Raw genomic sequence first — 26,422 nt, forward strand, 5'->3', positions numbered from 1 at the left:
TTATGTCAAAACATATCACAGGACACACCGGATTATTGTGTTTACTTGGAAGCCCGGTTGCACACAGCGTTTCCCCGGAAATGCACAACGAAGCATGCGATCAGCTCGGGCTGGATTATACATATCTTGCATTTGACGTACCGGAGGATAAAATGCCGGAAGCTGTTCAGGGACTTCGCACAATGGGAGCCAGAGGCTGGAACATTACCATGCCGGGCAAAAACATCATGTGCAAACTTGCTGACAAAGTATCTCCTGCATCCGAGATCTCCGGAGCATGTAATACGATCGTCAACGACAATGGTGTACTGACAGCTTACACGACAGACGGCGTTGGATTTATGAGAGCGGTTGCCGAAAATGGTGTCGACATCATCGGTAAAAAGATGACACTTCTCGGTGCCGGCGGAGCTGCAACAGCAATTCTTGTACAGGCCGCACTGGATGGTGTAGCTGAGATCAATGTATTCAATGTAAGAGACAATTTCTTCAGCAGAGCAGAAGAAATTGTTGCCAAATTGAATGAACGGACAGAGTGCAAAGTTACTCTGCATGATTTCGATGATCCGGAAATCCTCCGTGCATCCATCGCAGACAGTGCGATCCTTGTAAATGGTACTTCCGTAGGTATGGCGCCGAATGTAGACAGAACGATCATCACAGATACAAGCATGTTCCACAAAGATCTGTTTGTATTTGACGTAATCTATAATCCGCAGGAGACAAGACTTCTCCGTGAAGCAAAAGAAGCCGGCTGCAGGACCGGAAACGGTATGTACATGCTTCTGTATCAGGGAGCTGCTTCTTTTAAACTCTGGACCGGAGAAGAAATGCCGGTTGAGATCATCAAAGAGAAATATTTTTCATAAAAATTATAAGAATAGCAGGATATCTGCTCCATATGTGAGAAGAATCCTGCTGTTTTCTTATTTGAAGCATACGAATCTAAGCTATTGGTATAATCTAATAGCTTTTGAAAATCTAATGTTGCCATTTTGAATAATAAAAAAGAAACCCCTTATCCCCTCATGAATGAGGGGGCAGGGGAGCTGAAGCACAGCCGTTCTGTGAAGAATTATTCTAAAATAATCAGAGTTCCATTAATCCCAGTCACTTTCTGCTTCTGCCAGTTTGCATTGCAGAGTCTTTTCGAGATCGGTAAAAGCTGGCAGGAAACTGTCGCGTATCAGCATGATCATTTCATCAATTTCAGCTTCGTTATATATATGGACAGATGTATTTCTTTTCTTTAACATTAATAGCCAGACAGACGAATCATTTATAAAGCCAACTTTATAAGCAAGCTGCAGAATCTCTCTTGGAGAACCGGGATCAGAGCCCTGTACACCATGTAGTCTCATAATTTCCTGCAGAGCTTTCCATGCAAGTTCAAAAGATAAATTAAATTGGCCGATAATGCCTGTACGATAAATGTCATTAGTTTCGGCTAATTTAAAATCAGCGTTTTTCAGTATGGACAGACAATTTGAAAAATTATCAAGTTTTTTCATAGATTACGACACCGTCCTTTTTAATTTCTTTTTTCAGTTCATCTGAAATCTGAGAATCAGCCTGAATTATATCAAAAATCAAAAGAGAATTTATTTTTTCTTTAACATCCCAATAGAAATCTTCAAAATTTCCACCATATACAGCTATGTCAATATCACTTCTTTCGGTATTTGTTCCTCTTGCACGGGAACCGAACAGAATGATTTTTGTAATTGAATATTTACGGGCCAGTGCAGAGAGTTCCCGAAAAACTCTGTCCGGTAAATTATACTTCATTCAACTGCCTCCTGATGATATGACCTGTTTAAGAAAGTATATAAAATTTTATTCTATTTTTCAAGAGAAGATACATCAATCTCCCCGTCAAACACAGTAGTTGCCGGACCGGTCATGTATACGAGATTTTCCTGGCGGTTCCACAGGATCTGCAGGTCGCCGCCGAGCAGTTTTACGGTAACCGGCTTGTCTTCATCTACCAGTCCGTTAAGGGTGGATGCAACAGCGACTGCACAAGCACCTGTACCGCAGGCAAGTGTCTCGCCGGAACCGCGTTCCCAGACACGCATCTGCAGGGTGTGGCGGTCAATGACTTTTACAAACTCGGTATTGATACGATCCGGGAAATTAATGTGATTTTCGAATTTCGGACCGAGTTTTTCGATGTCAAGGTTTTTCAGCTCATCCATGTATACAATCGCATGAGGATTTCCCATAGAGACAGCAGTGATATGGTAAGTTTCGCCATCCACATGCAGAGGTTCATTGATTACCTGTTCTTTGGTAGAAACAACAGGAATCTGTCTGGAAGTCAGAATCGGTGCGCCCATATTGACTTTTACGAGGGCAACCTTACCATCTTTGCCGAGAGTAAGATCAAGATATTTGATTCCGCTTTTTGTGGCAACGGAAATACTTGTCTTATTGACAATGCCGTAGTCGTAGGCATATTTTGCGACACAGCGGATGCCGTTTCCGCACATGGCGCCCTGAGAACCGTCCAGATTATACATATCCATTTCGCAGTCTGCGATGTCGGATGGTTTGATCAGGATCAGGCCGTCTGAACCGATACCGAAATGACGGTCACTGACAAATTTTGCGACGGCAGACGGATTGGAGACGGCCTCCTCAAAACAGTTCACATATACGTAATCGTTGCCGATACCATGCATTTTTGTAAATTTCATAAAATAAATCCTCCTATTTAAATTAATATTCTCCCTGATATAATACTTCCCTTTTTTCTTACGAGTTTCCAGTATAACCCCAAAATGTTATGTCTTTGTGAAACTAAGTTAAAATTTTCCTGGTCATTTTAGAAACGGAATATAAATAAACCTTAAACAAGTTTCTGCATCTCCGGGAATGGTCCGAGACTCCTTTTCAGGATTCCGGTCACCTGCGCGATCAAAAGACCATAGTTTGTGATCGGCACACCCTGATCGTGGCAGCAGGCAATGCGATATTTCATTTCGCGTTCATTCAGCATACAGCCACCGCAGTGAACAACCATTTTATAGGAAGAAACATCGTCAGGAAATTCCGTGCCGGAAGTAAATTCAAACACAGGTTTCTTTCCTGTATAGTTCCGAATCCAGTTCGGAATCTTGCAGGTTCCGATGTCTCCGCACTGGCGATGGTGTGTACAGCCCTCTGCAATCAGAATGCGGTCGTCATCCTGAATGGAAGAAAGTGTGGCAACACCTTCAAGCTGTGTTTCCAGTTCACCTTTGTATCTTGAAAAAAGAATCGAAAACGAAGTTAAGGTGATGTTTTCAGGCACATCCTTCGAAACACGGGCAAAAACCTGACTGTCTGTAACAACCAGCTTCGGACAGACACCCTGCGTCAGAAAATGATCCAGAGTACTTTTTAACTCGGTATCCCGCACAACGAGAGACAGCGCTCCCCGTTCCAGAATATCGCGGATCGTCTGCTGCTGCGGTAGGATCAGACGGCCTTTTGGTGCAGCTTTGTCGATTGGGACAACAAGAATGACGAGATCCAGTGGCTCAATCAGATCCTGAAGAAGCGGATATTTATGCGTGTCCTCAGGTTTCAGCGTGGCGATTTTTTCTTTTAATTCCTGAATATTCATGCCATCTGCGGCGCTGACCAGAACTTCACCTGGCCGGACGGACATGGCAAGATCTTTGATTTCTTCGCCGGAAAGCAGGTCAATTTTATTATATACGACAAGATATGGAATTCCTTTTTTGTGAAAGCGGTGGATCAGAGCAAGCTCTTCTTCACCTTTACCGGTCGTACTGTCGACAACCAGAATCGCAATGTCGGTTTTATTCAGTACCTGATAGCTTTTGCGGACGCGAAGTGCACCAAGTTCTCCTTCATCGTCAATCCCGGGAGTGTCAATGATCATGACAGGGCCAAGCGGCAGAAGTTCCATGGTCTTATATACGGGATCAGTTGTTGTACCCCGGACAGACGAAACGATGGCGAGATCCTGCCCGGTCACGGCATTGATGACGCTTGATTTTCCGGCATTTCTTTTTCCGAAAAAACTGATATGTACCCGTTCGGATGCGGGTGTCTGATTCATTCCCATAGAGCAGTCCCCCTTATATCTGTCAATATAGTGACAGCCAAAATTCCAGAACAACAGAAATTTAACACAATAAAATATGAAAGAATATTTCTTATTATATAAGACTTTGGGCGTTTTAACAAGGTAAAAAGGGAATGCATAAAAAAATTTGTATACTTATAAAAGAAAGTATTACTTGTAATTTTGAAATAGTGTGATACAATAAGGAAAATGAAAAGAAATTATGCATTTTCATGCATAAATATTCTTATGAAAAATCGAGGAGGAAAAGAAGATGAACTTAAAGAAAATTACAGCAATTATGATTGGTGCAGTTATGGCTGTTTCTATGGCAGTTCCGGCAATGGCTGATGATAAGGTAGAGACTGTTACAGATGGTAAGCTTACAGTTGCAACAAGCCCGGACTTCGCACCATATGAATTCTATTCAATCGACGAAGATGGCAACCCGACACTTTCCGGATTTGATATGGATCTGGCTCAGTACATCGCAGACAAGATGGGACTGGAACTGGAAGTAGTTCCGATGGACTTCGACGGTGTATTAAGCGAGCTTTCACAGAAAAACGTTGACCTTGGCATGGCAGGTCTTTCACCGGACCCGGCTCGTGCAGATGCTATGGAGTTCTCAGATCTGTATTACAAGGGCGGACAGTCTTTCGTTACAGTAAAAGACAAAGCAGATCAGTTCAAGACTCTTGAAGATGCAAACAACAAAGATTACTCTATCGGAGCACAGACCGGTTCTATCCAGCTTGATCTTGCAAACGAAAATACTCCGGATGCAGACATCGTACCTCTGCCGAAGGTTACAGACCTTATCACAGAGCTTCTGACAGGTAAAATGGATGGTGCATTCATTGAGACAGCTGTAGCAGAAAGCTATCAGAAAAACTATCCGGATCTTGAAATCGTATGCGACGTACCATATGATACAGAAGGTTCTGCAATCGGTGTTTGTAAAGGAAATGAAGAACTTCTCAAAGCTGTAAACGAAGCAATCGCAGATGCTCTTGATGATGGTTCCATGGACAAATTCATTGCAGATGCAACAGAGCTTGCAGCAGGTCAGACATATGAAGGAACACTGGACGCAAACGGCGCAGTTCCGGAAGCAGACGACGCTGAATAATCCAGACCGATTTTGAGTCATATAAAGTGATACAGAGAGCCCGCCACTGGCTGCTTCTCTCGCATACTTTGGTATAAATAATGGATTCCTGCCCGTTTGGTGGCAGGAATCCATATTGCCGTTCAAAGGTAATATTTATATGGTGGATAAAAATAACCTGTAACAGAGGATTATTGTTTATCTGTCCGTTATTTTCTGCTATAATACATAAGAATTAACGATATCATGAAAGGAGTTTTTATGGACAGTTTTATTAAATTATCCAATTTTGGCAAAATTGCCCCATATGCACAGTTATTCAGACAGGGCCTCCTTGTAACCGTATTGCTGTCAATGTTTACGGTTGCCATCGGTTTTGTACTTGCGCTGATTCTTGCGCTGATGCGTATGTCAAACATTCGTCCGTTCCGTGCCCTTGCGGTAGACCGTAATGGACATCTGAGAGAGGGAGGACCGCTGGTGTGGCTGTCCAAATTCAATCCCCTTTCTTTTATAGCAACTGCTTATGTGGAAATCCTTCGTTCCACCCCGGTACTGGTACAGATTTTTATCATCTACTACGGTGTGTTCGGAATGATCGATCTTCCGTCTTTCCAGATGTTTGGATTTATTAAGTTCAACCGTTTCTTCCCGGGTGTTGTTGCACTTGGTATGAACTCCGGCGCATATCTCTGTGAGATCATCCGTGCCGGAATCCAGTCTATCGATCAGGGACAGACAGAAGCTGCACGTTCTCTGGGGCTTTCCCAGACTATGAACCTGCGTTATATCATTCTTCCGCAGGCACTCAAAAATATCCTTCCGGCGATCGCAAATGAGTTTGTTGTTATCATCAAGGAATCTGCAATTACCTACACCATCGGTGTTCAGGATATTATGTCTGCCGTAAACGCAGTCAAGGGAGCAACCTTTATTATCATTGAGCCACTGCTCGTTGCGACAGCAATTTATTTCTGTCTGTGCTTCCCGACCTCCAAACTGATTGCATATTTCGAAAGGAGAATGAGCCATGGCGACAAGCGATAGTCTGATTCAGGTAAGAAATCTTAAGAAACATTATCACAGAGGCGCGATCAAGGCTCTGGATGGTGTAACCGCAGATATTAATAAAGGTGATGTTATGGTAGTGATCGGACCGTCCGGATCCGGTAAATCTACTTTTCTCCGAAGTCTGAACCTCCTTGAAGAGCCGACAGACGGCGAGATTATTTTTAACGGCGTAGATATCACAAAGAAAAAATATGTTGATGCTTCCGGCAGGAAAGTAAAACTGGACATCGACAGCCTCCGTCAGAAGATGGGCATGGTTTTCCAGCATTTTAACCTGTTTCCACATATGACAATCCTGGATAATATGACACTTGCACCGATGAAGGTAAAGGGTGTTTCAAAAGAAGACGCAGAGAAAAAAGCGCTGGAGCTTCTGGACCGTGTTGGTCTTGCCGATCGTGCAAATGCATATCCAATCCAGCTTTCCGGTGGTCAGAAACAGCGTGTGGCAATTGTAAGAGCGCTTGCGATGGAGCCGGAAGTTATGCTGTTCGACGAGCCGACTTCTGCCCTTGACCCGGAGATGGTCGGTGAAGTTCTGGATGTTATGAAAGAGCTTGCTAAAGAAGGTATGACCATGGTGGTCGTAACACATGAGATGGGATTTGCACGTGAGGTAGGAAATCGTGTACTCTTTATGGCAGACGGTAAGCTTCTTGTAGATGGAACACCGGAAGAAATTTTCGAAAATCCGACGAATCCGCGTCTGCAGGAATTTTTATCTAAGGTGCTGTAGTTACTGTTCGCACGTCATTTTCATCATAAAATAAGAAAGAATGAGAAAGGTGACCGGAAAACTCTGATTGCCTTTTTTATTACAGAAAGAAGGTACGATACTATGACAGCAGAAAAAAAGTCTGCATTGCAGACAATTGAGGAAAAGCGCGACCTTATTACAGGAATCGCTGATAAAATATGGGAATTTGCAGAGCTTTCCCTGCAGGAGTTCAAATCCGCTGCCGCTTACTGCGAAGCACTGGAAAAAGAGGGATTTGAGGTGGAGCGTGGAACCTGTAATATCGAGACTGCATTTGCAGCATCCTACGGACATGGTCGTCCGTATATCGGCATTTTGGCAGAGTATGATGCACTTTCCGGACTTTCACAGGAAGCCGGGTTGATTGAGCGTAAAGCGATCCAGGAAGGCGGCAATGGTCACGGATGCGGACATAATCTTCTGGGCGCCGGTGCGTTTGCGGCGGCACTTGGCGTCAAAGCATATCTGGAAAAAAATGAAATGGAAGGAACTGTGATTCTTTATGGATGCCCGGGTGAAGAGGGTGGCGCGGCAAAAGCGTTTATGGCGCGTGACGGTCTCTGGAAAAAGCTGGATGCAGCACTTACCTGGCATCCGGAAGATGTCAATGAGGTAGCAACCGGTTCTTCAAACTCCTGCATTCAGACGCAGTACAAGTTTACAGGAACGGCTTCTCATGCAGCAGGAGCACCTGAGATGGGAAGGAGCGCCCTTGATGCAGTGGAGCTTATGAATATCGGGGTACAGTTCCTGAGAGAGCATATGAGCAGTAAGGCGCGCATCCATTATGCAATCACAGATGCCGGCGGATGCAGTCCGAATGTTGTACAGCCAAAGGCGAGCGTTTTATATATGGTGCGTTCCAATCATGTGGCAGAAGCTGTGGAGCTTCAGAAACGTGTGGACAAGATTGCCGAAGGTGCGGCTCTTATGACAGAGACGACTTTTGAGAAAAAATTTATTGATGGTCTGGCAGACACGGTAAGTAATTTTGCACTGGAGCGCGTTCTTTATAAAAACTTTGAGGAGCTTGGTGTTCCGCAGTATACCGAAGAAGAAAATAAATATGCGGATGCGCTGGCAGAAACTTATGATCACAGCGCAATTCCGGGAGTGGCAGCCGAAAACGATGAGGCGGCAAGAGAAGCGGTAGAAAAGATGCAGAAGGAGTATGGTCATGCAATGAATGCATTCCTTGCACCACTCTATCAGAAGGATGCGTTCAATGCCGGTTCTACCGATGTGGGTGATGTAAGCTGGCTGACACCGACGGCACAGATCCATGTAGCAGCATGGCCGAACGGATGCCCGGGACACAGCTGGCAGAATGTTTCCTGTGACTGCACCGAGATTGGACACAAAGCAGTAATCCATGCGGGTAAAGTGATTGCAGCGACTGCAATCGATCTGTTTGAAGATCACAGCCTTCTGGATGAGGCAAGAGCAGAGTTTGAAAAACGTACAAAATCCGGATTCGTATGCCCGATTCCGGCAGATGCTGTACCGGTAATTCCGGACTAAATCCGGATACAAAAAAGCCGATTTCCTGATGTATATGAATAGATGGGAAACCGGCTTCTCTTATTATTTGGATGTATCCTGCTTTTCATGCAGGGCGCTTAATTTTTTCATTTCTTTGTAGCAATATTTGATAATTTCTTTACGGGTGATGATTCCGATAAAGGATCCCTTGTCATCGACGACAGGAACATAGTTCTGATTGATGGCACGGTCCAGCAGGTCTTCCATATCTGCATCGGCATGTACCGGCTTATAAGTGGCACGTCTCGGGATCGCCATGATCGAAATATTCTCCATTTCTTTGAGATCCGTGCTGTTGATATTGAGAAGCTTGATTCCCCATAAGAGGTCTCCCTCGGAAATCGTTCCGGTGTACTGTCCCTCTTTATTCAGAATCGGGATGCAGGAGAACTTACGGTGTTCCATCTTTTCAACAGTCTGTCGCAGGGTTTCGTCTTCAAATATATAGGCTACATCACTTTTCGGTGTCAGAAAAAATAAAATATTCACAGTTGGTACCTCTGTCTTTCTTGTATGTTCACTGATAAATGTTCAGGTCAGTTGCTACTGATATGATAGTATGAAGGTACCCATCTGTCAATAATTCAAATATTAAAATTTAGTGAAAACTTACTATAGAAGGACTGTTTTAAAGTCGGTCTTATGGCAAATTGTCGGCTTATGCACTGATTACAGCAGATTTACGCCTGCTTCCGCAGCAGTCTCTGTGACTTCTTCCGGCCACAGGGATACATGAACTTCGCCGATGTGTGCTTTACGAAGGAAGAACATACAGATACGGGACTGGCCGATTCCGCCGCCGATAGTGTATGGCAGTTCTTTGTTCATGATCGCTTTCTGGAATGGAAGTTCTCTGCGGTCATCGCAGCCTGCCTCTGTGAGCTGGCGGTCGAGTGCTTCCTCGTCTACACGGATACCCATGGAAGAAAGTTCAAGAGCGATATCCAGTACCGGGTAGTAAACGAGAATGTCGCCGTTCAGTTCCCAGTCGTCATAGTCCGGGGCACGTCCGTCGTGGCGTTCACCGTTGCTTAAGGTCTTACCTACCTGCATAAGGAAGACTGCACCTTTTTCTTTGACAATCTTGTATTCTCTTTCCTTCGGAGTGAGATCCGGATACATGTCAACCAGTTCCTGTGTGGAAACAAAAGAGATCTCTTTCGGAAGGATTTCCTCGATATAGTCATACTGTACAGCCATGTATTTCTCTGTTTTGCGAAGAACACTGTAGATAGAACGTACGGTGTTGATCAGAGTTTCCATGGTGCGTTCTTCTTTAGTAATAATCTTCTCCCAGTCCCACTGGTCAACGTATACAGAATGGATGTTGTCCAGATCTTCGTCACGGCGAATCGCGATCATATCTGTATAAAGTCCTTCGCCATGAGCAAAACCGTATTTCTTAAGTGCATAACGTTTCCATTTTGCAAGGGAATGTACGATCTCAGCGTTTTCATCCTGACCTTTGATGTCGAAGCTTACCGGGCGCTCCACACCATTCAGATTGTCGTTCAGGCCGGATGACGGGGATACAAAAACCGGAGCAGAAACGCGGAGAAGATTGAGCTTCTGAGCCAGAGTCTGCTGGAAAAAGTCTTTGACCGTTTTAATTGCAACCTGCGTATCATGCAGATTCAGATCTGAATGATAGCCGGCAGGAATTTTGATTTGTTCCATAATAGCCTCCTCAAATTTAATAGAAACATTATAGCAAGAAAAATATGGGATTGCAATTTTAACCTTGTAAGATTTATGGAAAAAGGCTACAATAATACATACAGCGATAAGATGAGGGGGTGTTGTCTATGAGATGTCCTTTATGTGACGGATCTGTTGTGAATGGAAGATGTAAAGACTGTGGTATGCCGTACCGTAACGATGAGATTTTATATCATTTGAATGAAAGCCGAAGAGATCATTACCGGCATGCGTCTGATAAGGCGCGTAAGATCATGCGCGAGCAGCAGAGACCGCAGGACACACCGAAGAGAATGAACGGTGCTGCGAAGAGTGCGGCCGGCCGGACAACTGTATCCAGACAGGCAATTCAGGAGCAGCAGAAAAAGATCCGTCAGGATGCAATGCAGAAGATGTCTGCGTCGCGAAATACTGCCGGAACGACGGAGAGATACACCGGAAAGCCGAAGAAACGTTCGAAATTTGTATGGGTATGGATACTTTTTATTCTTGTGATGTCACTTGCACCGGCATTTGGCGATTTTAAAGACATGATTCAGGATGTTGTGAACAGCCAGTCGGACAGTGGGAATACATATACAGATACCGAAGAGCTGGATACATATTTTTCTGCCGAGCAGGATGATAATGGATATATGTTTTATTCACTTGCAGCCGGGAATGGTCCGGTAACAGCAGGTGTGCAGATCGAAGCAGGAAGATACGGAATCTATACCATTGATGAGAAAGCAGTGGTTGTAGTTACTTCCAAAGACGGAACGAAAAAAGAGCGTTATCCGCTGAAAACAGGCGATGACACTTTGCTTGTGATGCTGGATGAGGGTGATACGATTGAGGTACAGTCCGAAGATGATCCAAATGCAAGCATCTATCTGATGGAATGGGTAAACTGAAATAGTGTTTTAACTGATTCTTTTTTGATAAGATTTCAGACAATAAAAACTGAAATTTGCTCTTTTATTTTACATGATATTGTGTTATACTCTCATATGCGACACAATATATGGGGAGAAAGTAATGGGGAGCAAGAAACCTCATAAAAGCAGCAAACAGGAGAGACAAGGTATGATCTATGTAATCAAAAAAGATGGAACAAGAGAAGAATTTGATCCACAGAAAATAGTGAAAGCGGTAAACAAGTCAGCTGCACGAATTCTTTATACATTTTCTCAGGAGGAGAGGGATTTTATCTGCCGTTTTGCGCAGGAGCATGCAGATTCCCTCGGCAAAAACGAGATTGAGATCCAGGAAATGCACAATATCGTAGAAGGCGCTCTGGAGCGTGTAAACCCGGCAGTTGCCAAGAGTTATCGTGATTACCGCAATTACAAACTTGATTTCATCCATATGATGGATGATGTATATACCAAGAGTCAGGCAATCCGTTATATCGGTGACAAGAGTAATGCCAATACAGACAGTGCACTTGTAGCTACAAAGAGAAGCCTGATCTTTAACGAACTGAATAAGGAACTTTACAGAAAATTCTTTATGAACCGCAATGAACTGCAGGCATGTAAGGACGGTTATATTTATATTCATGACCAGTCTGCACGTCTGGATACGATGAACTGCTGTCTGTTTGATGTGGGTGCAGTCCTGCGTGGTGGATTTGAGATGGGAAATGTCTGGTACAACGAACCGAAGACTCTGGATACCGCATTTGATGTTATGGGAGATATCATCTTAAGTACAGCGGCACAGCAGTATGGTGGATTTACTGTACCGGAAGTGGATAAGATCCTCGGACCTTATGCACAGAAGAGCTATGACAAATATATCAGTGAATTTTTGAAATATGCCGATGAGAGCTGGAGCGGCAGAGAAGAAAAAGCAATCGAGTATGCACTGGATAAGGTGCGCAGAGACTTTGACCAGGGATGGCAGGGAATTGAGTACAAGCTCAATACCGTAGGTTCTTCCCGTGGAGACTATCCGTTTGTCACCGTGACACTTGGTCTCGGAACAGGTCAGTTCGAGAAAATGTGTAATATTTCTCTTCTTGAAGTGCACAAGGGCGGACAGGGCAAGAAAGGTCACAAGAAACCGGTACTGTTCCCGAAGATTGTTTTCCTCTATGATGAAAACCTTCACGGACCGGGAAAACCGTGTGAAGATATTTTTGAGGCCGGTGTAGACTGTTCTGCAAAGACCATGTATCCGGACTGGCTTTCTCTTACCGGTAAAGGCTATATCGCCAGCATGTACAAGCAGTACGGCAAGGTGATCAGTCCTATGGGGTGTCGTGCTTTCTTAAGCCCATGGTATGAGCGGGGCGGCATGTATCCGGCAGATGATCAGGATAAGCCGGTATTTGTCGGACGTTTCAATATTGGTGCGGTCAGCCTTCATCTTCCGATGATCCTTGCAAAAGCAAGAGCGGAGAGCAGAGATTTTTATGAGGTGCTGGATTTCTATTTACAGATGATCCGTAACCTGCATATCCGTACGTATGAATACCTGGGTCAGATGCGTGCATCCACGAACCCACTGGCATACTGTGAGGGCGGTTTCTATGGCGGACATCTGAAACCGAACGAAAAGATTGGCAAACTTCTGAAACCGATGACAGCTTCCTTTGGTATCACCGCACTGAATGAGCTGCAGGAGCTTTATAATGGCAAATCTATCCGTGAGGACGGTCAGTTCGCGCTGGAAGTACTGAAATATATCAACGACAAGGTAAACCAGTTCAAGCAGGAGGATGGTTACCTCTATGCAATCTACGGCACACCGGCTGAGAGTCTCTGCGGTCTGCAGGTTGAGCAGTTCCGCAAGATGTACGGAATCGTAGAAGGCGTATCCGACAGACCGTATGTGAGCAACAGTTTCCACTGCCATGTAACAGAGGATGTGACTCCGATCGAGAAACAGGATCTGGAAGGACGCTTCTGGGAACTCTGTAATGGTGGTAAGATCCAGTATGTACGTTATCCGATCGGCTACAATAAAGAAGCCATCCGGACACTGATCCGCAGAGCAATGGACCTCGGATATTATGAGGGAGTCAATCTTTCTCTGGCATATTGTGACGACTGCGGTCATCAGGAACTTGAGATGGACGTCTGCCCGGTATGCGGCTCCCGCAACCTGACCAAGATCGATCGTATGAATGGCTATCTTTCCTACAGCCGTGTGCATGGTGATACACGACTGAATGAAGCGAAGATGGCAGAAATTGCCGAAAGAAAATCAATGTAAAATGTAAATAATGAATGTAAATAATGAGGAGCATATCATGAAATTGATATGCTCCTTTTTGCTGGCGTTATTTTTTCTTAGGTGTTACCGGCGGCAGGTCGCAGTAATAAGCGATGCCGAGTGGTGTCACGAGAAGCGGATGAACCGGGCGGTAGACCGGAAGGCCGAGCTTCTTTTCGAATACAGTGGTGAATTCACGAAAGCTTGCGGAACCACCAACGACATAAACCGCCGGAACCTGATATCCGTGGAGAAATTTCTCGGTGATCGTAGCCATTTTTTCGATTACGGCTTTGATGACCGGGAAGATTTCGTCTTCTTTTTCCGGAGTGGTCTTGAGGACTTCGGCTTCCTCGTATGGGATGCGGTAATGTCCGGCAACGGTCATAGTCATATGGCTGCCGCCTGTTGCTTCATCGTCTGTATAGATGACCTGACCATCTTTGAGGATGCTGATGCCGGTTGTACCGCCGCCGACATCGACAACGGCTCCATCGGTGATCTTCAGCACGGCAGCAGCGGCTGTTGGCTCGTCTACGATATTGGTGACCTCAAATCCGGCACCTTCCAGAACATATCCGATGCTTTTGACGCTGCCTTCGGAAACTCCCGGAGGGATTGCGGCAGCGGCATAAGGAAGCTCAACACCAAGTCTTTCTTCCAGTTCTGCTTTGAGTCTGGTGACAAGCTGGACGGATTCATAATAGTTTACGATCACACCATCCTGAATCGCATGAGACGGTGCGGAGATACCTGCGATCGGGCGGTTATTCGTATCGACAACGGCAAGGACTGTATTGGCAGTACCAAGGTCGACACCCACTTTCAGGCGTCCCCGGAATTTCTTGCATTCGCCGGATTCTACCAGTTCTGCAAAATTAGATAAAGTTCGGTTTTTCAGTTCCATGTATGTAGCTCCAATGCTGTTTATTTGATGATTGTACCTGTTTTTTCACGATAACCGTCTCTTGCATGGGCGATGTCGGTGATGATAGTGCGGTGACCGCTGCCTTTGGATGCAAAGGATACGGCTGCTTCGATCTTTGGAAGCATGGAACCTGCAGCGAACTGATTTTCTGAGATATATTTGTTGGCATCGTCCACAGAAACAGTATCCAGCAGAGTCTCATTGTCTGTATCTTTGTTGAGGCTGACTTTTTCGACGCTGGTGAGGATCAGAAGTGTATCTGCATCAAGTTCTTCTGCAAGAAGCTCACTGGCAAGGTCTTTTTCGATGATGGCACTTGCACCGTGAAGGTCGATGCCCTGCTCCATAACCGGGATTCCGCCGCCGCCGGCAGCGATAACAACCTGTCCTGCATTTGCAAGAGTGCGGATGGTTTCGAGTTCGATAATTTTCTGCGGCTTAGGTGCTGCAAGGATTCTGCGGTATTCACCTTTGGCAGTCTCTGTAACGAAGTTACCTTTTTCCTCTTCGGATTCAGCTTCTTCGGAATTAAGAACTCGTCCGATGATTTTTTCCGGTTCGCCAAATGCTTCATCATATGGATCGATGACAACCTGTGTCAGGATAGTTGCAACCGGCTTGTAGATACCGCGGGAAAGTAATTCTGCGCGGATCGCGTTCTGAAGGTCATAGCCGATATAACCCTGACTCATGGCAGAGCATACAGACATCGGAGCAAAGGTATAGTCCGGATGTGCTTTTCCGAATTCATTCATTGCGGTATGGATCATGCCGACCTGTGGTCCGTTGCTGTGAGAAATGACAACATTTGCGCCTTCTTCAACAAGGTCTGCAATTGCTTTTGCTGTTTCACGGGTAGCCGTTTTCTGCTCAGGAAGTGTTGTGCCAAGGGCTTTGTGGCCAAGAGCAACAACAACTGTTTTTTCGCTCATATGGATTCCTCGTTTCTTTTCATTTTTGCTGTAAATGAAGCTGTTTTCTATAATTTTCTATTATAAAAGAATAGAACCGGAATTGCAATGGAATTAAGATAAAAAGATAGAAACCGTCACTGTTCACAGGCAACTGGAAACCTTGTGGCGTACGTGCTATACTGAGAGAAAATAAGGGGGTGCAGTATGAATTATAAAATCAGTAATTCAAAATTATCTGTAGAAATTTCCTCAAAAGGAGGAGAGCTTCGTTCTATACAGGATGCAGAAGGAAAAGAATATCTGTGGCAGGGAGATGCGGATTCATGGACGGACAGAGGGCCAAATCTTTTTCCGTATATCGGGCGGATGACGGACGGACAGTATCGTTATCAGGGAAAGACGTATCATATGGATATCCATGGATTTTTGCCATATATGGAGATGAATCTGGTGGAGAAAAAAGAAGACGAGCTGGTTCTCGGGCTTCAGAATACACCGGAGACGGAGCTGTGTTATCCGTTTTTGTTTGAACTGGATATTTGCTGGAAACTGATAGAAGATACGCTTCAGATTACATATTATGTCAGAAATAAAGATATAAAGACGATGTATTTCGGTATTGGCGGTCATCCGGGATTCTGCGTGCCGATTGCGGATGGACTGGCATTTGAAGATTATCGCATTGATTTTGGAGAAAATGCGCAGTTGAGCCAGGTGGTTTTGTCAGATGACTGTTTTGTGACGGAAAATACGGTGCCGGTGCCGCTTGTTGATGATCGTTATCTGCCGTTGCAGCATGGGTTGTTTGACAGAGATGCGATCGTTTTGGATAAGATGCCGAAAAGCCTTGTGATCGAGAGCAAAAAAGATTGCCGGAAGATTCGGGTGGTTTATGAGGATATGAAATATCTCGGAATCTGGCACTGGCCGAAAATGGAAGTAAACTATGTCTGCATAGAGCCGTGGAGTTCTCTGCCATCCCGAAAAGGAATCACAGAAGATCTGGAGACACAGCCGAATCTGCTTCGGTTAGAAAGTGGATGCGAATACCAAAATACATGGAGCATTACCATAGAAAAGTAAATGAATGAAATGAGCAAAGGAAAAGCCGCCTGTACGCAGGCGGCTTGTTTCCTTAACTTTTTGAGGGGGGAGATAGAGAGTGGTTATTCATCTATCCAATACCTATTATAAGCAGGAAATATGTTTAAACTGTGTACTAAATCTAAAAGAAAAATAAAACTTCTAAAGAAAATTTAAAGAAACTCTTTAATTTTTACAGGCTCTTGTAGTCTGGACCGAAACGTGCTAAAGTGTGCTTATCTGAATTTCAGTTCTTTGAAATTCATAACTTTCAATCGTCATTTCGACAATGATCCCATGAAGAATGCAAAGTGAAAGGGGAAATGCCTATGGGCTGAGGAACAATGCCGGTGTTTTATTATTTGAAACTATTTGACAGAAGATTTTTGAAGTGAAAAGGAGTTTTTTATGAAAAACAGAATAATGAGAAAAATAGCGGCGGCAGGTATGGCAGTTTTCCTTGTCGGGATGTCGGCGGGAAGCGGATATATGTGGAAGGAGGCACCGGTTTATGCGGCGGAGGCGGTCTTTGAAACAGATGAAGGACAGAAGGACGGATATCAGATAGATGTGCTTACAGATGAAATGCAAAATTCGGATGTGGATATCATTACTGATGAGACTGAACTTCCGAATGAGGAAGAAATTCTGGACGAAGCAGAACTCCCGGATAATGCATTGCCGCAGACTGAAAGCGAAGATTCAGAGGAAATTTCGGACAATCTATATTCGGAAAATGAAAATGCGGATTCATTTTCCGATAGCAGTGGTGATACAGATACAAATTTACAGGCAGATCTGAGCCTGTCAGTTCAGTCAGAGGACGATACAGTCAAGGCAGGAAGTGATCTGGTATATACGATAACTGCCGAAAACACAGGGGGATGCGACCTTAAGGATCTGAGGATCAGCTACAATTTTTCAGAGAATGGTCTGTCCGGAGAGTGGTCGGAAGGTGCAGAAGATGCGGTGGGAAATACTGCATATATAGAGAAACTTGAGATGAGTGCAACAAAGACTCTGTATCTGACGGTGCATCTGCCGGAGGAAAGGACAACTGCCGTTTCATTAAAGCTGACAGCAACAGCCGGCAAAATATCTGCTGAAAATGAGACTGAGGAAACAGAAGAAATCGTAAAAAATACAGAGCTGGTGACGCAGATACAGGCATTGCAGGCTGCATTTGAGGTTGCCAAAACCGCAGACCGTTCCATGGCAGTTCCGGGGGATGAGATCCGTTTTCTGATCTGTATCAGAAATACCGGAGAGCGCACATTGCATTCGATTGTTACGACGGAGCGTTTTCAGCTCGGAAATGTGCCGGTGAAATTTCTGGAAAAAACAGGGGTAAAATTAAATAAGGCCAAAACAAAGGCAAGGATTGAGCAGATCGCACCCGGGGAAGCTTTCGGCCTGGAGGCGGTCGTGACACTGCCGGAAAGTCTGGAAGACCAGAATCTGGTCAATGAAGTTTCAGTGACAACTCTGGAAACAGGAGAGCAGACAAAGATTGCGCAGTCTGAAATACAGGTAAAGGCATCGGAAGAGGCAAAACAGGAAGAGACAACCTCCGATATTGATGGAGCAACGGGAAGTGAGCAGGCGGAAAGCATGCCGGCATCCACACATCCAAAAACCGGAGATCCATATCAGCCTCTTCTGTGGCTTTTTATGATCCCCGGTTCTGTGCTGGCTGTCGGATGGCTCCGCAGCCGGATGTGAAATTATTAGATTGATCTGGTTTATCGACAGAAATTAAAGGATGTCGATGTGCTCACCGGCAAGTGCTTTGTTCATGCTGCGGACTGCACAGAATTTACCACACATACTGCAGGTATCGCTGTGATCATCTTCCGGCAGACGGTCATCACGGATCGCTTTGGCGGTTTCCGGATCGAGCGCACATGCAAACTGTGCATCCCAGTCGAGGACACGGCGTGCATCTGCCATCTTATCATCAATGTCTCTGGCATGTGGGATCCCTTTTGCAATGTCGGCAGCGTGTGCTGCGATTTTTGAAGCAATGATGCCCTGTTTTACGTCTTCTACGTTCGGAAGTGCAAGATGCTCGGCAGGTGTGACATAGCAGAGGAAAGCTGCACCGTTCATGGCTGCAACGGCACCACCGATGGCAGCCGTGATATGGTCATAACCAGGAGCAATATCAGTAACAAGAGGTCCAAGTACATAGAAAGGAGCACCCATGCAGATTGTCTGCTGAACTTTCATATTGGCCGCAACCTGATCAAGCGGTACATGTCCCGGACCTTCGACCATAACCTGAACGTTGTGGTCCCAGGCACGTTTGGTAAGTTCGCCGAGGCGGACAAGTTCTTCAATCTGGCAGACATCCGTGGCATCAGCCAGACATCCCGGACGGCAGGCATCACCGAGTGAGATAGTAACATCGTGTTCTTCACAGATATCAAGGATCTCATCGAAGTATTCATAGAACGGGTTTTCTTCGCCGGTCATGCTCATCCATGCAAAGACAAGGCTTCCGCCACGGCTTACGATGTTCATTTTACGTTTGTGTTTTTTGATCTGCTCGATGGTTTTTCTGGTAATTCCACAGTGAAGTGTAACGAAATCTACACCGTCTTCTGCATGGAGACGAATTACATCAATGAAATCATGAGCGGTCAGTTCAGAGAGATCGCGCTGGTAGTGGATGACGCTGTCGTATACCGGAACGGTTCCGATCATGGCAGGACATTCGTGAGTAAGTTTCTGGCGGAACGGCTGTGTATTACCATGGCTGGAAAGATCCATGATTGCTTCTGCACCGAGGTCAACGGCTTTCATGACCTTCTGCATTTCGATATCATAGTCTTTGCAGTCTCTGGAGACACCGAGGTTTACGTTGATCTTTGTGCGGAGCATGCTGCCGACACCTTCCGGATTCAGACAGGTGTGGTGTTTGTTGGCACAGATCGCAACTTTACCTTCTGCGACCAGTTCCATCAATTTCTCAACCGGCATATGTTCTTTTTCTGCAACGGTTTTGATCTGCGGAGTTACGATCCCTTTGCGGGCTGCATCCATCTGTGTTGTGTAAGTTGTCATATAATATTTCTCCTTTATGTAAATGATAAGTGTTTGCATTGAGAGACGATAAATCCTGTGGTGGATTATTGTTATTTGATTCGTCCGAGCGTGTGATCAAGCGGACCGGAACCATGACCGAGATTCATCTGCGATCTCAGGGCTTCGGTCAGATACTGTTTGGAACGGCGCACAGATTCTTCGAGTGAAAAACCTCTCGCTAGATGTGAGGCAATTGCGCTTGAGAGCGTACAGCCGGTGCCGTGGGTGTTTGGATTATCAATGCGTCCACCGCGCATCCAGATACCATGTTCGTCTGTATAAAGAAGATCGTTGGCATCATTGATGCAGTGTCCGCCTTTCAGAAGCACGGAAACATGAAATTTTTCATAGAGCATATGCGCTGCTTTTTCCATAGATGCAGCATCCGTGATCTGTATTCCGGTGAGATTTTCTGCTTCCGGCACATTTGGTGTGATGACTTCTGCAAGTGGAAAGAGTTCTTTCTGGAGCGTTTCTTCCGCATCTTTGTTCATCAGGCGATGACCACTGGTAGATACCATGACGGGATCCAGAACGATGTGGCGTGCCTGATATTGACGCAGTCTGGAAGCCACGTGGTACATAATCTCAGAAGAAGAGAGCATGCCGATCTTCACTGCATCCGGAAAAATATCAGTAAAAATACAATCGAGCTGATTATCGAGAAATTCAGGAGATACTTCCTGAATGCCGTAAACCCCGGTTGTATTCTGTGCGGTCAGGGCGGTGATCGCACTCATTGCGTAAACACCGTTCATGATCATTGTTTTGATGTCGGCCTGGATACCTGCACCACCGCTGCAGTCACTGCCGGCAATTGTTAATACGGTTTTCATAATATTTTTGTCCTTATCATATTGGGATATGTTTAAACGCTATATCGCTTTTAGCTGCGACAGAAAACGTCTGACGGCAGCAGCTTTGTCTGTCGGTTTGAAAAGTCCGCTGACGACAGCTGCTCCGGCAATTCCGCTTCCGGCAAGGAGCGGAAGATTGTCGCTGTTTACACCGCCGATCGCAACGACCGGAATCTTTACAGCCTTACAGATTGCTTTTAAAGTTTCAACAGGAAGCTGTGTTACATTCGTTTTGGTCGTACTTCCAAAGACGGCACCGCATCCGAGATAATCAGCACCGGCAGCTTCGGCAGCAAGTGCTTCCTCGACATTATGGGCACTTCCGCCAATGATGAAATCCTCTCCCAGAAGCTTACGGGCTTTCTGGATTCCCATATCGGAAAGACCGACATGAACACCGGAGGCTCCGACTTTTTTGGCAAGATCCGGACGGTCGTTAATGATCAGAGGAACCTGATAACGGTCACACAGGTCTTTCAGAAGGGAAGCTTCTTTCAGAATCTCTTCATCGGACATATGTTTTTCTCGAAGCTGTACGCAGGTAACACCTGCTTTCAGAAGCTCTTCTGTGACAGTAACAAGTGTCTCTCCGGGCTCCAGCCAGCTCCGGTCAGTGACGGCATATAAATTTAATTGTCTGGCATTGATTTTCATAGATCTGTCTCCGTATTAAAAATTTTTTCTTCCAGTACATCAAAAAGCTGTGTATGGAAAGTTCCGATACCGCCATGGGTGGCATCTGTCCGCCGGCCGGCACAACAAGCGACTTCCCTCCAGAGAGTTCCGGCAGCGCAGGCTGCATCAAACGGGGAATCAGCGGCGCACAGAAACAAAGCGCAGAGTGCGGAAAGCATGCATCCGCCGCCCGTGATGCGGCAGATTCTGGAATCACCGCCTGTGAGAAGCTGCGTGTTTTCTCCATCAGAGACAACATCCATAGCACCGGTGATCAGAACAGTTGTCCGAAAGAGATTTGCGGTCTGTTTCGCAGTAGAACAGACATCTGATTCGGTAAGACGCAGGGCACTTTCAACTCCGCCATGAGAACGGGGAGAAGTTCTGTCAGAAAAAAGAGAACAGAGGACGGCAGCCTCTTCCTGATTACAGCGGATCAGATCCGGGTGCACCTGAGCAAGAAGGTTTTTTATGGTTTCCCGGCGAAATGCGCTGGCTCCGACACCTACCGGATCCAGTACAACGGGATGCCTGAGAGCATTGGCTTTTTTTCCGGCAAGGATGCAGGCATTGATTTTGGCCTCATCAGGAACTCCGGTGTTTAAGAGGGTTCCCTGACAGAAGCCGGTGATCTCTGCAGCCTCTTTTTCATTTTGTCCCATAACGGCACTTCCACCGGCTGCCAGAAGAAGATTAGCAACATCCTGCATGGTTACCGGGTTGGTAAGGCAGTGGATTTTGGGCGCTTTCCGACGGATGTTTTGAAAAATGATTTCTATATCAGTGACATGTGGCATAGATTATCTCCTGACTATGTGAAGTATCTGGCCTTTTTCAAAAACGCGAAGCAGTACAAAAGCAAGGACACTTCCTGTGAAGGTTGAGATAAAAAACGGAAGCATGTACACGGTAAATCCTGCCGGCGCGAGTCCCATGAGCAGTTTTGCGACAGGGTATGCGGCAAGTCCGCCGAGAATGCCGGTTCCGAGTGCTTCGGCAGCACAGGCAGGAGCAAGTTTACCGGTAAAGCGGAAGATCAGCCCGCAGCACAGGGCACCGACCATACTTCCCGGGAAAGCAAGCAGACTTCCGATGCCGAGCAGATTACGGATCAGACTTGCACAGAACGCGATTCCGACACCCCACCACGGACCGAGGATGACGGCGGCAAATATATTGACCATATGCTGGACGGGAGCGCATTTGCTTCCGGCAACCGGGACGCTGATCAGACTTCCGGCAACGGCAGCTGCGGTCAGAACTCCGGCAATGGCAAGTTTCTGGGTTGATGTTGTTTCATTTTGGTTCATGATTACCTCCTGTTTTCCTGAGGATAGATGGCAACAAAAAAGAAGATACCGCGCAGGTACCTTCTCAACTTGTCTGATAGCAAAAAGAAAATCCAAATGGAAAATCTTTCCGGGCATTCGGTATATCCCTACGTTGGCATTATCCAAATCAGGTTAAGGGTCGAAACCAAGAAGTTTCCTCTCAGCCGGCTTAAGGCCAGCTCCCCTGTTTTTATTTACGGGTTTATTATACAGCCGGAAGTGGGAGATAGCAAGAAAAAATTCTGCCACATTGAAAATAAAATGCACTTGTGCTATGCTGTAATGGAATATATCCGTTTGGAGAAACGGAACAAATATCACATATATCCCGAGGCAGAGGAGGAAAATATGAAAGTATCAACACTATTAGAAGGTTTGGAATATATCTGCTGTCAGGGCAGTACAGAACAGGAAGTCACTACCGTTGTGTATGACTCACGCAAAGTAGAAGAAAAATCTCTGTTTATCTGCATCCGCGGTGCGGTTGTGGACGGACACAAGTTTGTACCGGATGTCATCAAAAAGGGTGCAAAAACTCTGATCGTTGAAGAAGAAGTTGAGGCTCCTTCAGATGTAACAGTGATCAAAGTTACAGACACCCGTTATGCGATGGCATTTATTTCTGCAGCATATTTCGGTCATCCGGCAAAAGAGCTTAAAACTATCGGAATTACCGGAACAAAGGGAAAGACAACAACAACTTACATGGTAAAATCTATCCTGGAAAATGCCGGTTACAAAGTCGGACTGATCGGAACAATCGAAGCAATCATCGGAGAGGAACATATTCCGGCACACAATACGACACCGGAGTCTTATCTGGTTCAGGAATATTTCCGCAAGATGGCAGATGCCGGCTGTGACTGTGTGGTTATGGAAGTTTCCTCACAGGGGCTGATGCTTCACCGTACACAGGGATTTGTTTTTGACTATGGTATTTTTACCAATATTGAGCCGGACCATATCGGGCCAAATGAGCATAAGGATTTTGACGATTATTTAAGATGCAAATCTATGCTGCTCCGTCAGTGCAAAGTCGGAATCGTTAACCGCGATGATGAACACTTCGAAAGAATCATCGAGGGACATACCTGCACACTTGAGACTTACGGATTTTCTCCGGAGGCAGATCTGCGGGCTGAGGATGCACATATGGTAGGTGGCAGAGGCTATCTTGGAATTTCCTATCAGCTCAAAGGTCTGATGGAATTCCCGGTTGAAATCGATATTCCGGGTAAATTCAGCATCTACAATTCTCTGACTGCAATCGCAATCTGCCGTCATTTCAATGTTTCGCAGGAAAACATCATTAAGGCGTTGAAAGTTGCAAGAGTAAAAGGCCGTATTGAGATGATCAAAGTATCTGATGAATTTACACTGATGATCGATTATGCACACAATGCGATGGCACTGGAGAGCCTTCTGACGACACTTCGTGAATATCATCCGCACCGTCTGGTATGTATGTTCGGATGTGGAGGAAACCGTGCAAAATCCCGCCGCTATGAGATGGGAGAAGTTTCCGGAAGACTTGCAGATCTGACGATCATCACATCCGATAACCCGAGATATGAGGAGCCACAGGATATCATCAATGATATTAAGATTGGTATTTCAAAGACAGACGGCAAATATGTCGAGATCTGCGACCGTAAGGAAGCAATCGCATATGCGATCCACCACGGAGAACCGGGGGATATCATCGTTCTTGCAGGAAAAGGCCATGAGGATTATCAGGAGATCAAAGGTAAGAAATACCCGATGGATGAGAGAGTACTGATTGAAGAAATCCTTCAGGAGGATAAAGAAAGAGCAGAAAAATAAATGACTTATGCGGATATTATCGTGGACATATCCCACGAAAAAGTTGACCGCAGTTTTCAGTATAAAGTTCCCGAAGAACTGCAGCACAAACTGCAGGTGGGAATGGTGGTGACGATTCCTTTTGGAAACGGAAACCATGAACGAAAGGGCTATGTGATCGGTCTTTCAGATACACCGGCATTTGATACATCACGTATGAAAGAACTTACGGGTATTTGCAGCAGTGAAGAAACTACGGAGGAGAGGCTGATCGCGCTTGCCGCGTGGATGAAAAACCAGTATGGTTCCACCATGGTTCAGGCACTGAAAACCGTTCTCCCCGTGAGAGAAAAGGTCAAAGCCAAAGAAAAACGATATATCATATTGAACGTCAGCGAAGAAGAGGCGGAAAAAATTGCAGGGAAGCTGGAGAGTGGACGATGTAAGGCAAGGGCAAGGCTTGTGCGTGCGCTTCTTGAGGAAAAGAAACTCGATTATACAAAAGCATCCAAAGAATTTGGTATGACTGCCTCTGTTCTTCGTCCGCTTGCGGATGAGGGAATTGTTCAGGTTGTGCAGGATGAAGTTTACCGCATGACTGTAGACGGGGCGAACATTCCGCATGAGGAACTTTCAATTCTTACAGAACCGCAGCAGGAAGCTTTTGACCAGATTCAGGAAGAATGGAAAGCAGACCCTCCCCGGCCGGTTCTGATTCATGGAGTCACCGGAAGCGGCAAGACACAGGTTTATATGAAACTGATCCGTCAGGTGATCGATGAGGGAAAACAGGTTATTGTGCTTGTTCCGGAGATTGCGCTGACCTACCAGACAGTCCGGAGATTTTACGGCTGGTTTGGTGAAAAGGTTTCCGTACTGAATTCCCGTCTGTCCGCCGGAGAACGCTACGACCAGTTCAAAAGAGCCAAGCGAGGTGAGATCCAGATCATGGTAGGACCGCGTTCGGCGTTATTCACACCGTTTTCAAATCTGGGACTTATCATTATAGATGAGGAGCATGAGCAGTCTTATAAGAGTGAAAACAGCCCCAGATACCATGCAAGAGAGACTGCACTTTACCGTGCACAGATGGAAAATGCCCGCCTTGTCCTGGGTTCGGCGACACCGTCGCTGGAAGCCTATACGAAGGCGAAAGACGGTGAATTCCGGCTTGTAAAGCTGGATGCGCGTTTTGAAGACCGGCCGCTTCCGAAAGTGAGTGTTGTAGATCTAAGAGAAGAATTACGGGAGGGAAACCGTTCAGTTCTGAGCCGCAGCCTGAGAAAAGCCATCGAAAACAGGCTGAAATGTGGGGAACAGGCAATTCTTTTTCTGAACAGGAGAGGGTATGCAGGATTTGTTTCCTGCCGTTCCTGTGGTGAAGTCCTGAAATGCCCGCACTGTGATGTGGCTTTGACGGAGCACAATAACGGCAGACTGGTCTGTCATTATTGCGGATATGAACAGCCACGGGTGGAAAAATGTCCGGTATGCGGTTCGCCTTATATCGGAGGATTTAAGGCAGGAACGCAGCAGATCGAACAGGTTCTGCACAAGAATTTCCCAAAAGCGCGTATTCTTCGTATGGACTATGACACGACCAGAGCAAAAGGCAGCTACGAAAAGATATTGTCTTCGTTTGCAGCGCATGAGGCTGACATCCTCGTCGGTACGCAGATGATCGTCAAAGGACACGATTTTCCGGACGTAACACTGGTAGGAGCGCTTGCTGCGGACCTTTCCTTAAATGCAGCAGATTACCGTTGTGCGGAGAGGACGTTTCAGCTTCTGACACAGGCAGTCGGCAGATCGGGGCGTGGAACGAAACCGGGTGAGGCAATCATTCAGAGCTACCATCCGGATCATTACAGCATTCAGACCGCGGCGGCGCAGGACTATGAGGCTTTTTATCAGGAGGAGATGGCATACCGCATGTTGATGGATTATCCGCCGGCAGCGCACATGCTTTCTGTACTGGTATCGGGTGAGAACGAAGAACTTCTGGAGCAGGGGATGGATTATCTTGCAAAGTTTGTGGAGCGGATTGCTTCCAGATATCGGATTCCTGTGATCGGGCCTGCATATGCGGCGGTTGGAAAAGTAAATGATATTTACCGTAAGGTTCTGTATCTCAAGCACCGGGATGAACGCATTTTGCAGGATATCAAAGATAAAACAGAAAAATACATTGAATTAAATTCCGGATTTAGAAGACTGTATATACAGTTTGATTACACTTAGAGTTAGAAAGTAGCAATTAGCATAAGATAAAAAAGAGAGGAAGAA

24 protein-coding genes and 1 riboswitch are annotated in these 26,422 nt (G+C 45.8%); of the genes, 11 read left to right on the top strand and 13 right to left on the bottom strand.

Going from position 1 to position 26,422, the window contains the following annotated elements:
• The first annotated feature begins 2 nt into the window (after positions 1-2).
• A complete protein-coding gene (gene aroE / locus H8Z79_RS01090; protein WP_118039362.1) occupies positions 3-869 on the top strand; it encodes a shikimate dehydrogenase in 867 nt (288 codons plus the stop codon).
• 231 nt (positions 870-1,100) lie between these two features.
• Here aroE and H8Z79_RS01095 read toward each other — a convergent pair whose 3' ends face one another.
• From H8Z79_RS01095 to hydF, 4 genes are all read right to left on the bottom strand, one after another.
• Positions 1,101-1,511 (bottom strand): HI0074 family nucleotidyltransferase substrate-binding subunit, encoded by a 411-nt coding sequence (locus tag H8Z79_RS01095; RefSeq protein WP_015541939.1) that lies wholly within the window; start codon positions 1,509-1,511, stop codon positions 1,101-1,103.
• Positions 1,498-1,788 carry a nucleotidyltransferase family protein gene (locus H8Z79_RS01100; protein ID WP_015541940.1) on the bottom strand — a complete coding sequence of 97 codons (291 nt, stop codon included), beginning with the start codon at positions 1,786-1,788 and terminating at the stop codon, positions 1,498-1,500. The genes H8Z79_RS01095 and H8Z79_RS01100 overlap by 14 nt, the downstream gene beginning before the upstream one ends.
• A 53-nt stretch (positions 1,789-1,841) precedes the next feature.
• The gene (gene dapF / locus H8Z79_RS01105; protein WP_118039363.1) at positions 1,842-2,699 is read right to left on the bottom strand and encodes a diaminopimelate epimerase; all 858 of its coding nucleotides are present in this window, start codon (positions 2,697-2,699) and stop codon (positions 1,842-1,844) included.
• A gap of 152 nt (positions 2,700-2,851) precedes the next feature.
• Complete coding sequence (gene hydF, locus H8Z79_RS01110) at positions 2,852-4,078, bottom strand: [FeFe] hydrogenase H-cluster maturation GTPase HydF (RefSeq protein WP_118039364.1); 1,227 nt, start codon at positions 4,076-4,078, stop codon at positions 2,852-2,854.
• 274 nt (positions 4,079-4,352) lie between these two features.
• Between hydF and H8Z79_RS01115 the strand changes: the two genes are divergently transcribed.
• From H8Z79_RS01115 to H8Z79_RS01130, 4 genes are all read left to right on the top strand, one after another.
• Complete coding sequence (locus H8Z79_RS01115; protein WP_015541943.1) at positions 4,353-5,210, top strand: transporter substrate-binding domain-containing protein; 858 nt, start codon at positions 4,353-4,355, stop codon at positions 5,208-5,210.
• A 240-nt stretch (positions 5,211-5,450) separates the two neighbouring features.
• Positions 5,451-6,236 (top strand): amino acid ABC transporter permease, encoded by a 786-nt coding sequence (locus tag H8Z79_RS01120; protein WP_015541944.1) that lies wholly within the window; start codon positions 5,451-5,453, stop codon positions 6,234-6,236.
• On the top strand, positions 6,220-6,996 hold the full coding sequence (locus H8Z79_RS01125; protein ID WP_015541945.1) for an amino acid ABC transporter ATP-binding protein: 777 nt from the start codon (positions 6,220-6,222) through the stop codon (positions 6,994-6,996). The genes H8Z79_RS01120 and H8Z79_RS01125 overlap by 17 nt, the downstream gene beginning before the upstream one ends.
• 102 nt (positions 6,997-7,098) lie before the next feature.
• Complete coding sequence (locus H8Z79_RS01130; protein ID WP_118039365.1) at positions 7,099-8,538, top strand: M20 family metallopeptidase; 1,440 nt, start codon at positions 7,099-7,101, stop codon at positions 8,536-8,538.
• Between the two features lie 63 nt (positions 8,539-8,601).
• Here H8Z79_RS01130 and H8Z79_RS01135 read toward each other — a convergent pair whose 3' ends face one another.
• Entirely contained in the window at positions 8,602-9,048 is a 447-nt protein-coding gene (locus H8Z79_RS01135; protein ID WP_118039366.1) for a CBS domain-containing protein, read from the bottom strand.
• Positions 9,049-9,228: 180 nt separating this feature from the next.
• The gene (gene asnA / locus H8Z79_RS01140; protein WP_015541947.1) at positions 9,229-10,236 is read right to left on the bottom strand and encodes an aspartate--ammonia ligase; all 1,008 of its coding nucleotides are present in this window, start codon (positions 10,234-10,236) and stop codon (positions 9,229-9,231) included.
• A 128-nt stretch (positions 10,237-10,364) separates the two neighbouring features.
• Between asnA and H8Z79_RS01145 the strand changes: the two genes are divergently transcribed.
• Together H8Z79_RS01145 and nrdD are read left to right on the top strand one after the other, a co-directional pair.
• The gene (locus tag H8Z79_RS01145) at positions 10,365-11,150 is read left to right on the top strand and encodes a hypothetical protein (protein WP_118039367.1); all 786 of its coding nucleotides are present in this window, start codon (positions 10,365-10,367) and stop codon (positions 11,148-11,150) included.
• A gap of 172 nt (positions 11,151-11,322) precedes the next feature.
• Complete coding sequence (nrdD, locus tag H8Z79_RS01150; RefSeq protein WP_015541949.1) at positions 11,323-13,458, top strand: anaerobic ribonucleoside-triphosphate reductase; 2,136 nt, start codon at positions 11,323-11,325, stop codon at positions 13,456-13,458.
• 67 nt (positions 13,459-13,525) lie between these two features.
• Here the strand turns inward: nrdD and eutJ are convergent, their stop codons facing one another.
• Complete coding sequence (gene eutJ / locus H8Z79_RS01155; protein ID WP_015541950.1) at positions 13,526-14,365, bottom strand: ethanolamine utilization protein EutJ; 840 nt, start codon at positions 14,363-14,365, stop codon at positions 13,526-13,528.
• A gap of 20 nt (positions 14,366-14,385) precedes the next feature.
• Positions 14,386-15,318 (bottom strand): carbamate kinase, encoded by a 933-nt coding sequence (gene arcC, locus H8Z79_RS01160; RefSeq protein ID WP_118039368.1) that lies wholly within the window; start codon positions 15,316-15,318, stop codon positions 14,386-14,388.
• Between the two features lie 186 nt (positions 15,319-15,504).
• Between arcC and H8Z79_RS01165 the strand changes: the two genes are divergently transcribed.
• Positions 15,505-16,383 (top strand): aldose 1-epimerase family protein, encoded by an 879-nt coding sequence (locus tag H8Z79_RS01165; RefSeq protein WP_118039369.1) that lies wholly within the window; start codon positions 15,505-15,507, stop codon positions 16,381-16,383.
• A 408-nt stretch (positions 16,384-16,791) separates the two neighbouring features.
• On the top strand, positions 16,792-18,105 hold the full coding sequence (locus tag H8Z79_RS01170; RefSeq protein ID WP_118039370.1) for a COG1470 family protein: 1,314 nt from the start codon (positions 16,792-16,794) through the stop codon (positions 18,103-18,105).
• Positions 18,106-18,138: 33 nt separating this feature from the next.
• Here the strand turns inward: H8Z79_RS01170 and thiC are convergent, their stop codons facing one another.
• From thiC to thiW, 5 genes are all read right to left on the bottom strand, one after another.
• Complete coding sequence (gene thiC, locus H8Z79_RS01175) at positions 18,139-19,449, bottom strand: phosphomethylpyrimidine synthase ThiC (protein WP_015541954.1); 1,311 nt, start codon at positions 19,447-19,449, stop codon at positions 18,139-18,141.
• 71 nt (positions 19,450-19,520) lie between these two features.
• Complete coding sequence (thiD, locus tag H8Z79_RS01180; RefSeq protein ID WP_118039371.1) at positions 19,521-20,306, bottom strand: bifunctional hydroxymethylpyrimidine kinase/phosphomethylpyrimidine kinase; 786 nt, start codon at positions 20,304-20,306, stop codon at positions 19,521-19,523.
• Between the two features lie 39 nt (positions 20,307-20,345).
• Complete coding sequence (gene thiE / locus H8Z79_RS01185; RefSeq protein ID WP_015541956.1) at positions 20,346-20,981, bottom strand: thiamine phosphate synthase; 636 nt, start codon at positions 20,979-20,981, stop codon at positions 20,346-20,348.
• Positions 20,978-21,799 carry a hydroxyethylthiazole kinase gene (locus H8Z79_RS01190; protein WP_015541957.1) on the bottom strand — a complete coding sequence of 274 codons (822 nt, stop codon included), beginning with the start codon at positions 21,797-21,799 and terminating at the stop codon, positions 20,978-20,980. Before H8Z79_RS01190 ends, thiE begins: the two co-directional genes overlap by 4 nt.
• A gap of 3 nt (positions 21,800-21,802) precedes the next feature.
• Positions 21,803-22,312, bottom strand: coding sequence for an energy coupling factor transporter S component ThiW (gene thiW / locus H8Z79_RS01195; RefSeq protein ID WP_015541958.1), 510 nt, complete (start codon positions 22,310-22,312; stop codon positions 21,803-21,805).
• 108 nt (positions 22,313-22,420) lie between these two features.
• Positions 22,421-22,529, bottom strand: a riboswitch (TPP riboswitch).
• A gap of 152 nt (positions 22,530-22,681) precedes the next feature.
• On the opposite strand from thiW, the gene H8Z79_RS01200 reads away from it, so the two are divergent.
• Positions 22,682-24,157 (top strand): UDP-N-acetylmuramoyl-L-alanyl-D-glutamate--2,6-diaminopimelate ligase, encoded by a 1,476-nt coding sequence (locus H8Z79_RS01200; RefSeq protein ID WP_118039436.1) that lies wholly within the window; start codon positions 22,682-22,684, stop codon positions 24,155-24,157.
• Positions 24,158-26,377, top strand: coding sequence for a replication restart helicase PriA (gene priA, locus H8Z79_RS01205; protein ID WP_118039372.1), 2,220 nt, complete (start codon positions 24,158-24,160; stop codon positions 26,375-26,377).
• The last annotated feature ends 45 nt before the right edge of the window (positions 26,378-26,422 follow it).

The organism is Blautia intestinalis, assembly GCF_014297355.1.
GTDB lineage: Bacteria > Bacillota > Clostridia > Lachnospirales > Lachnospiraceae > Blautia_A > Blautia_A intestinalis.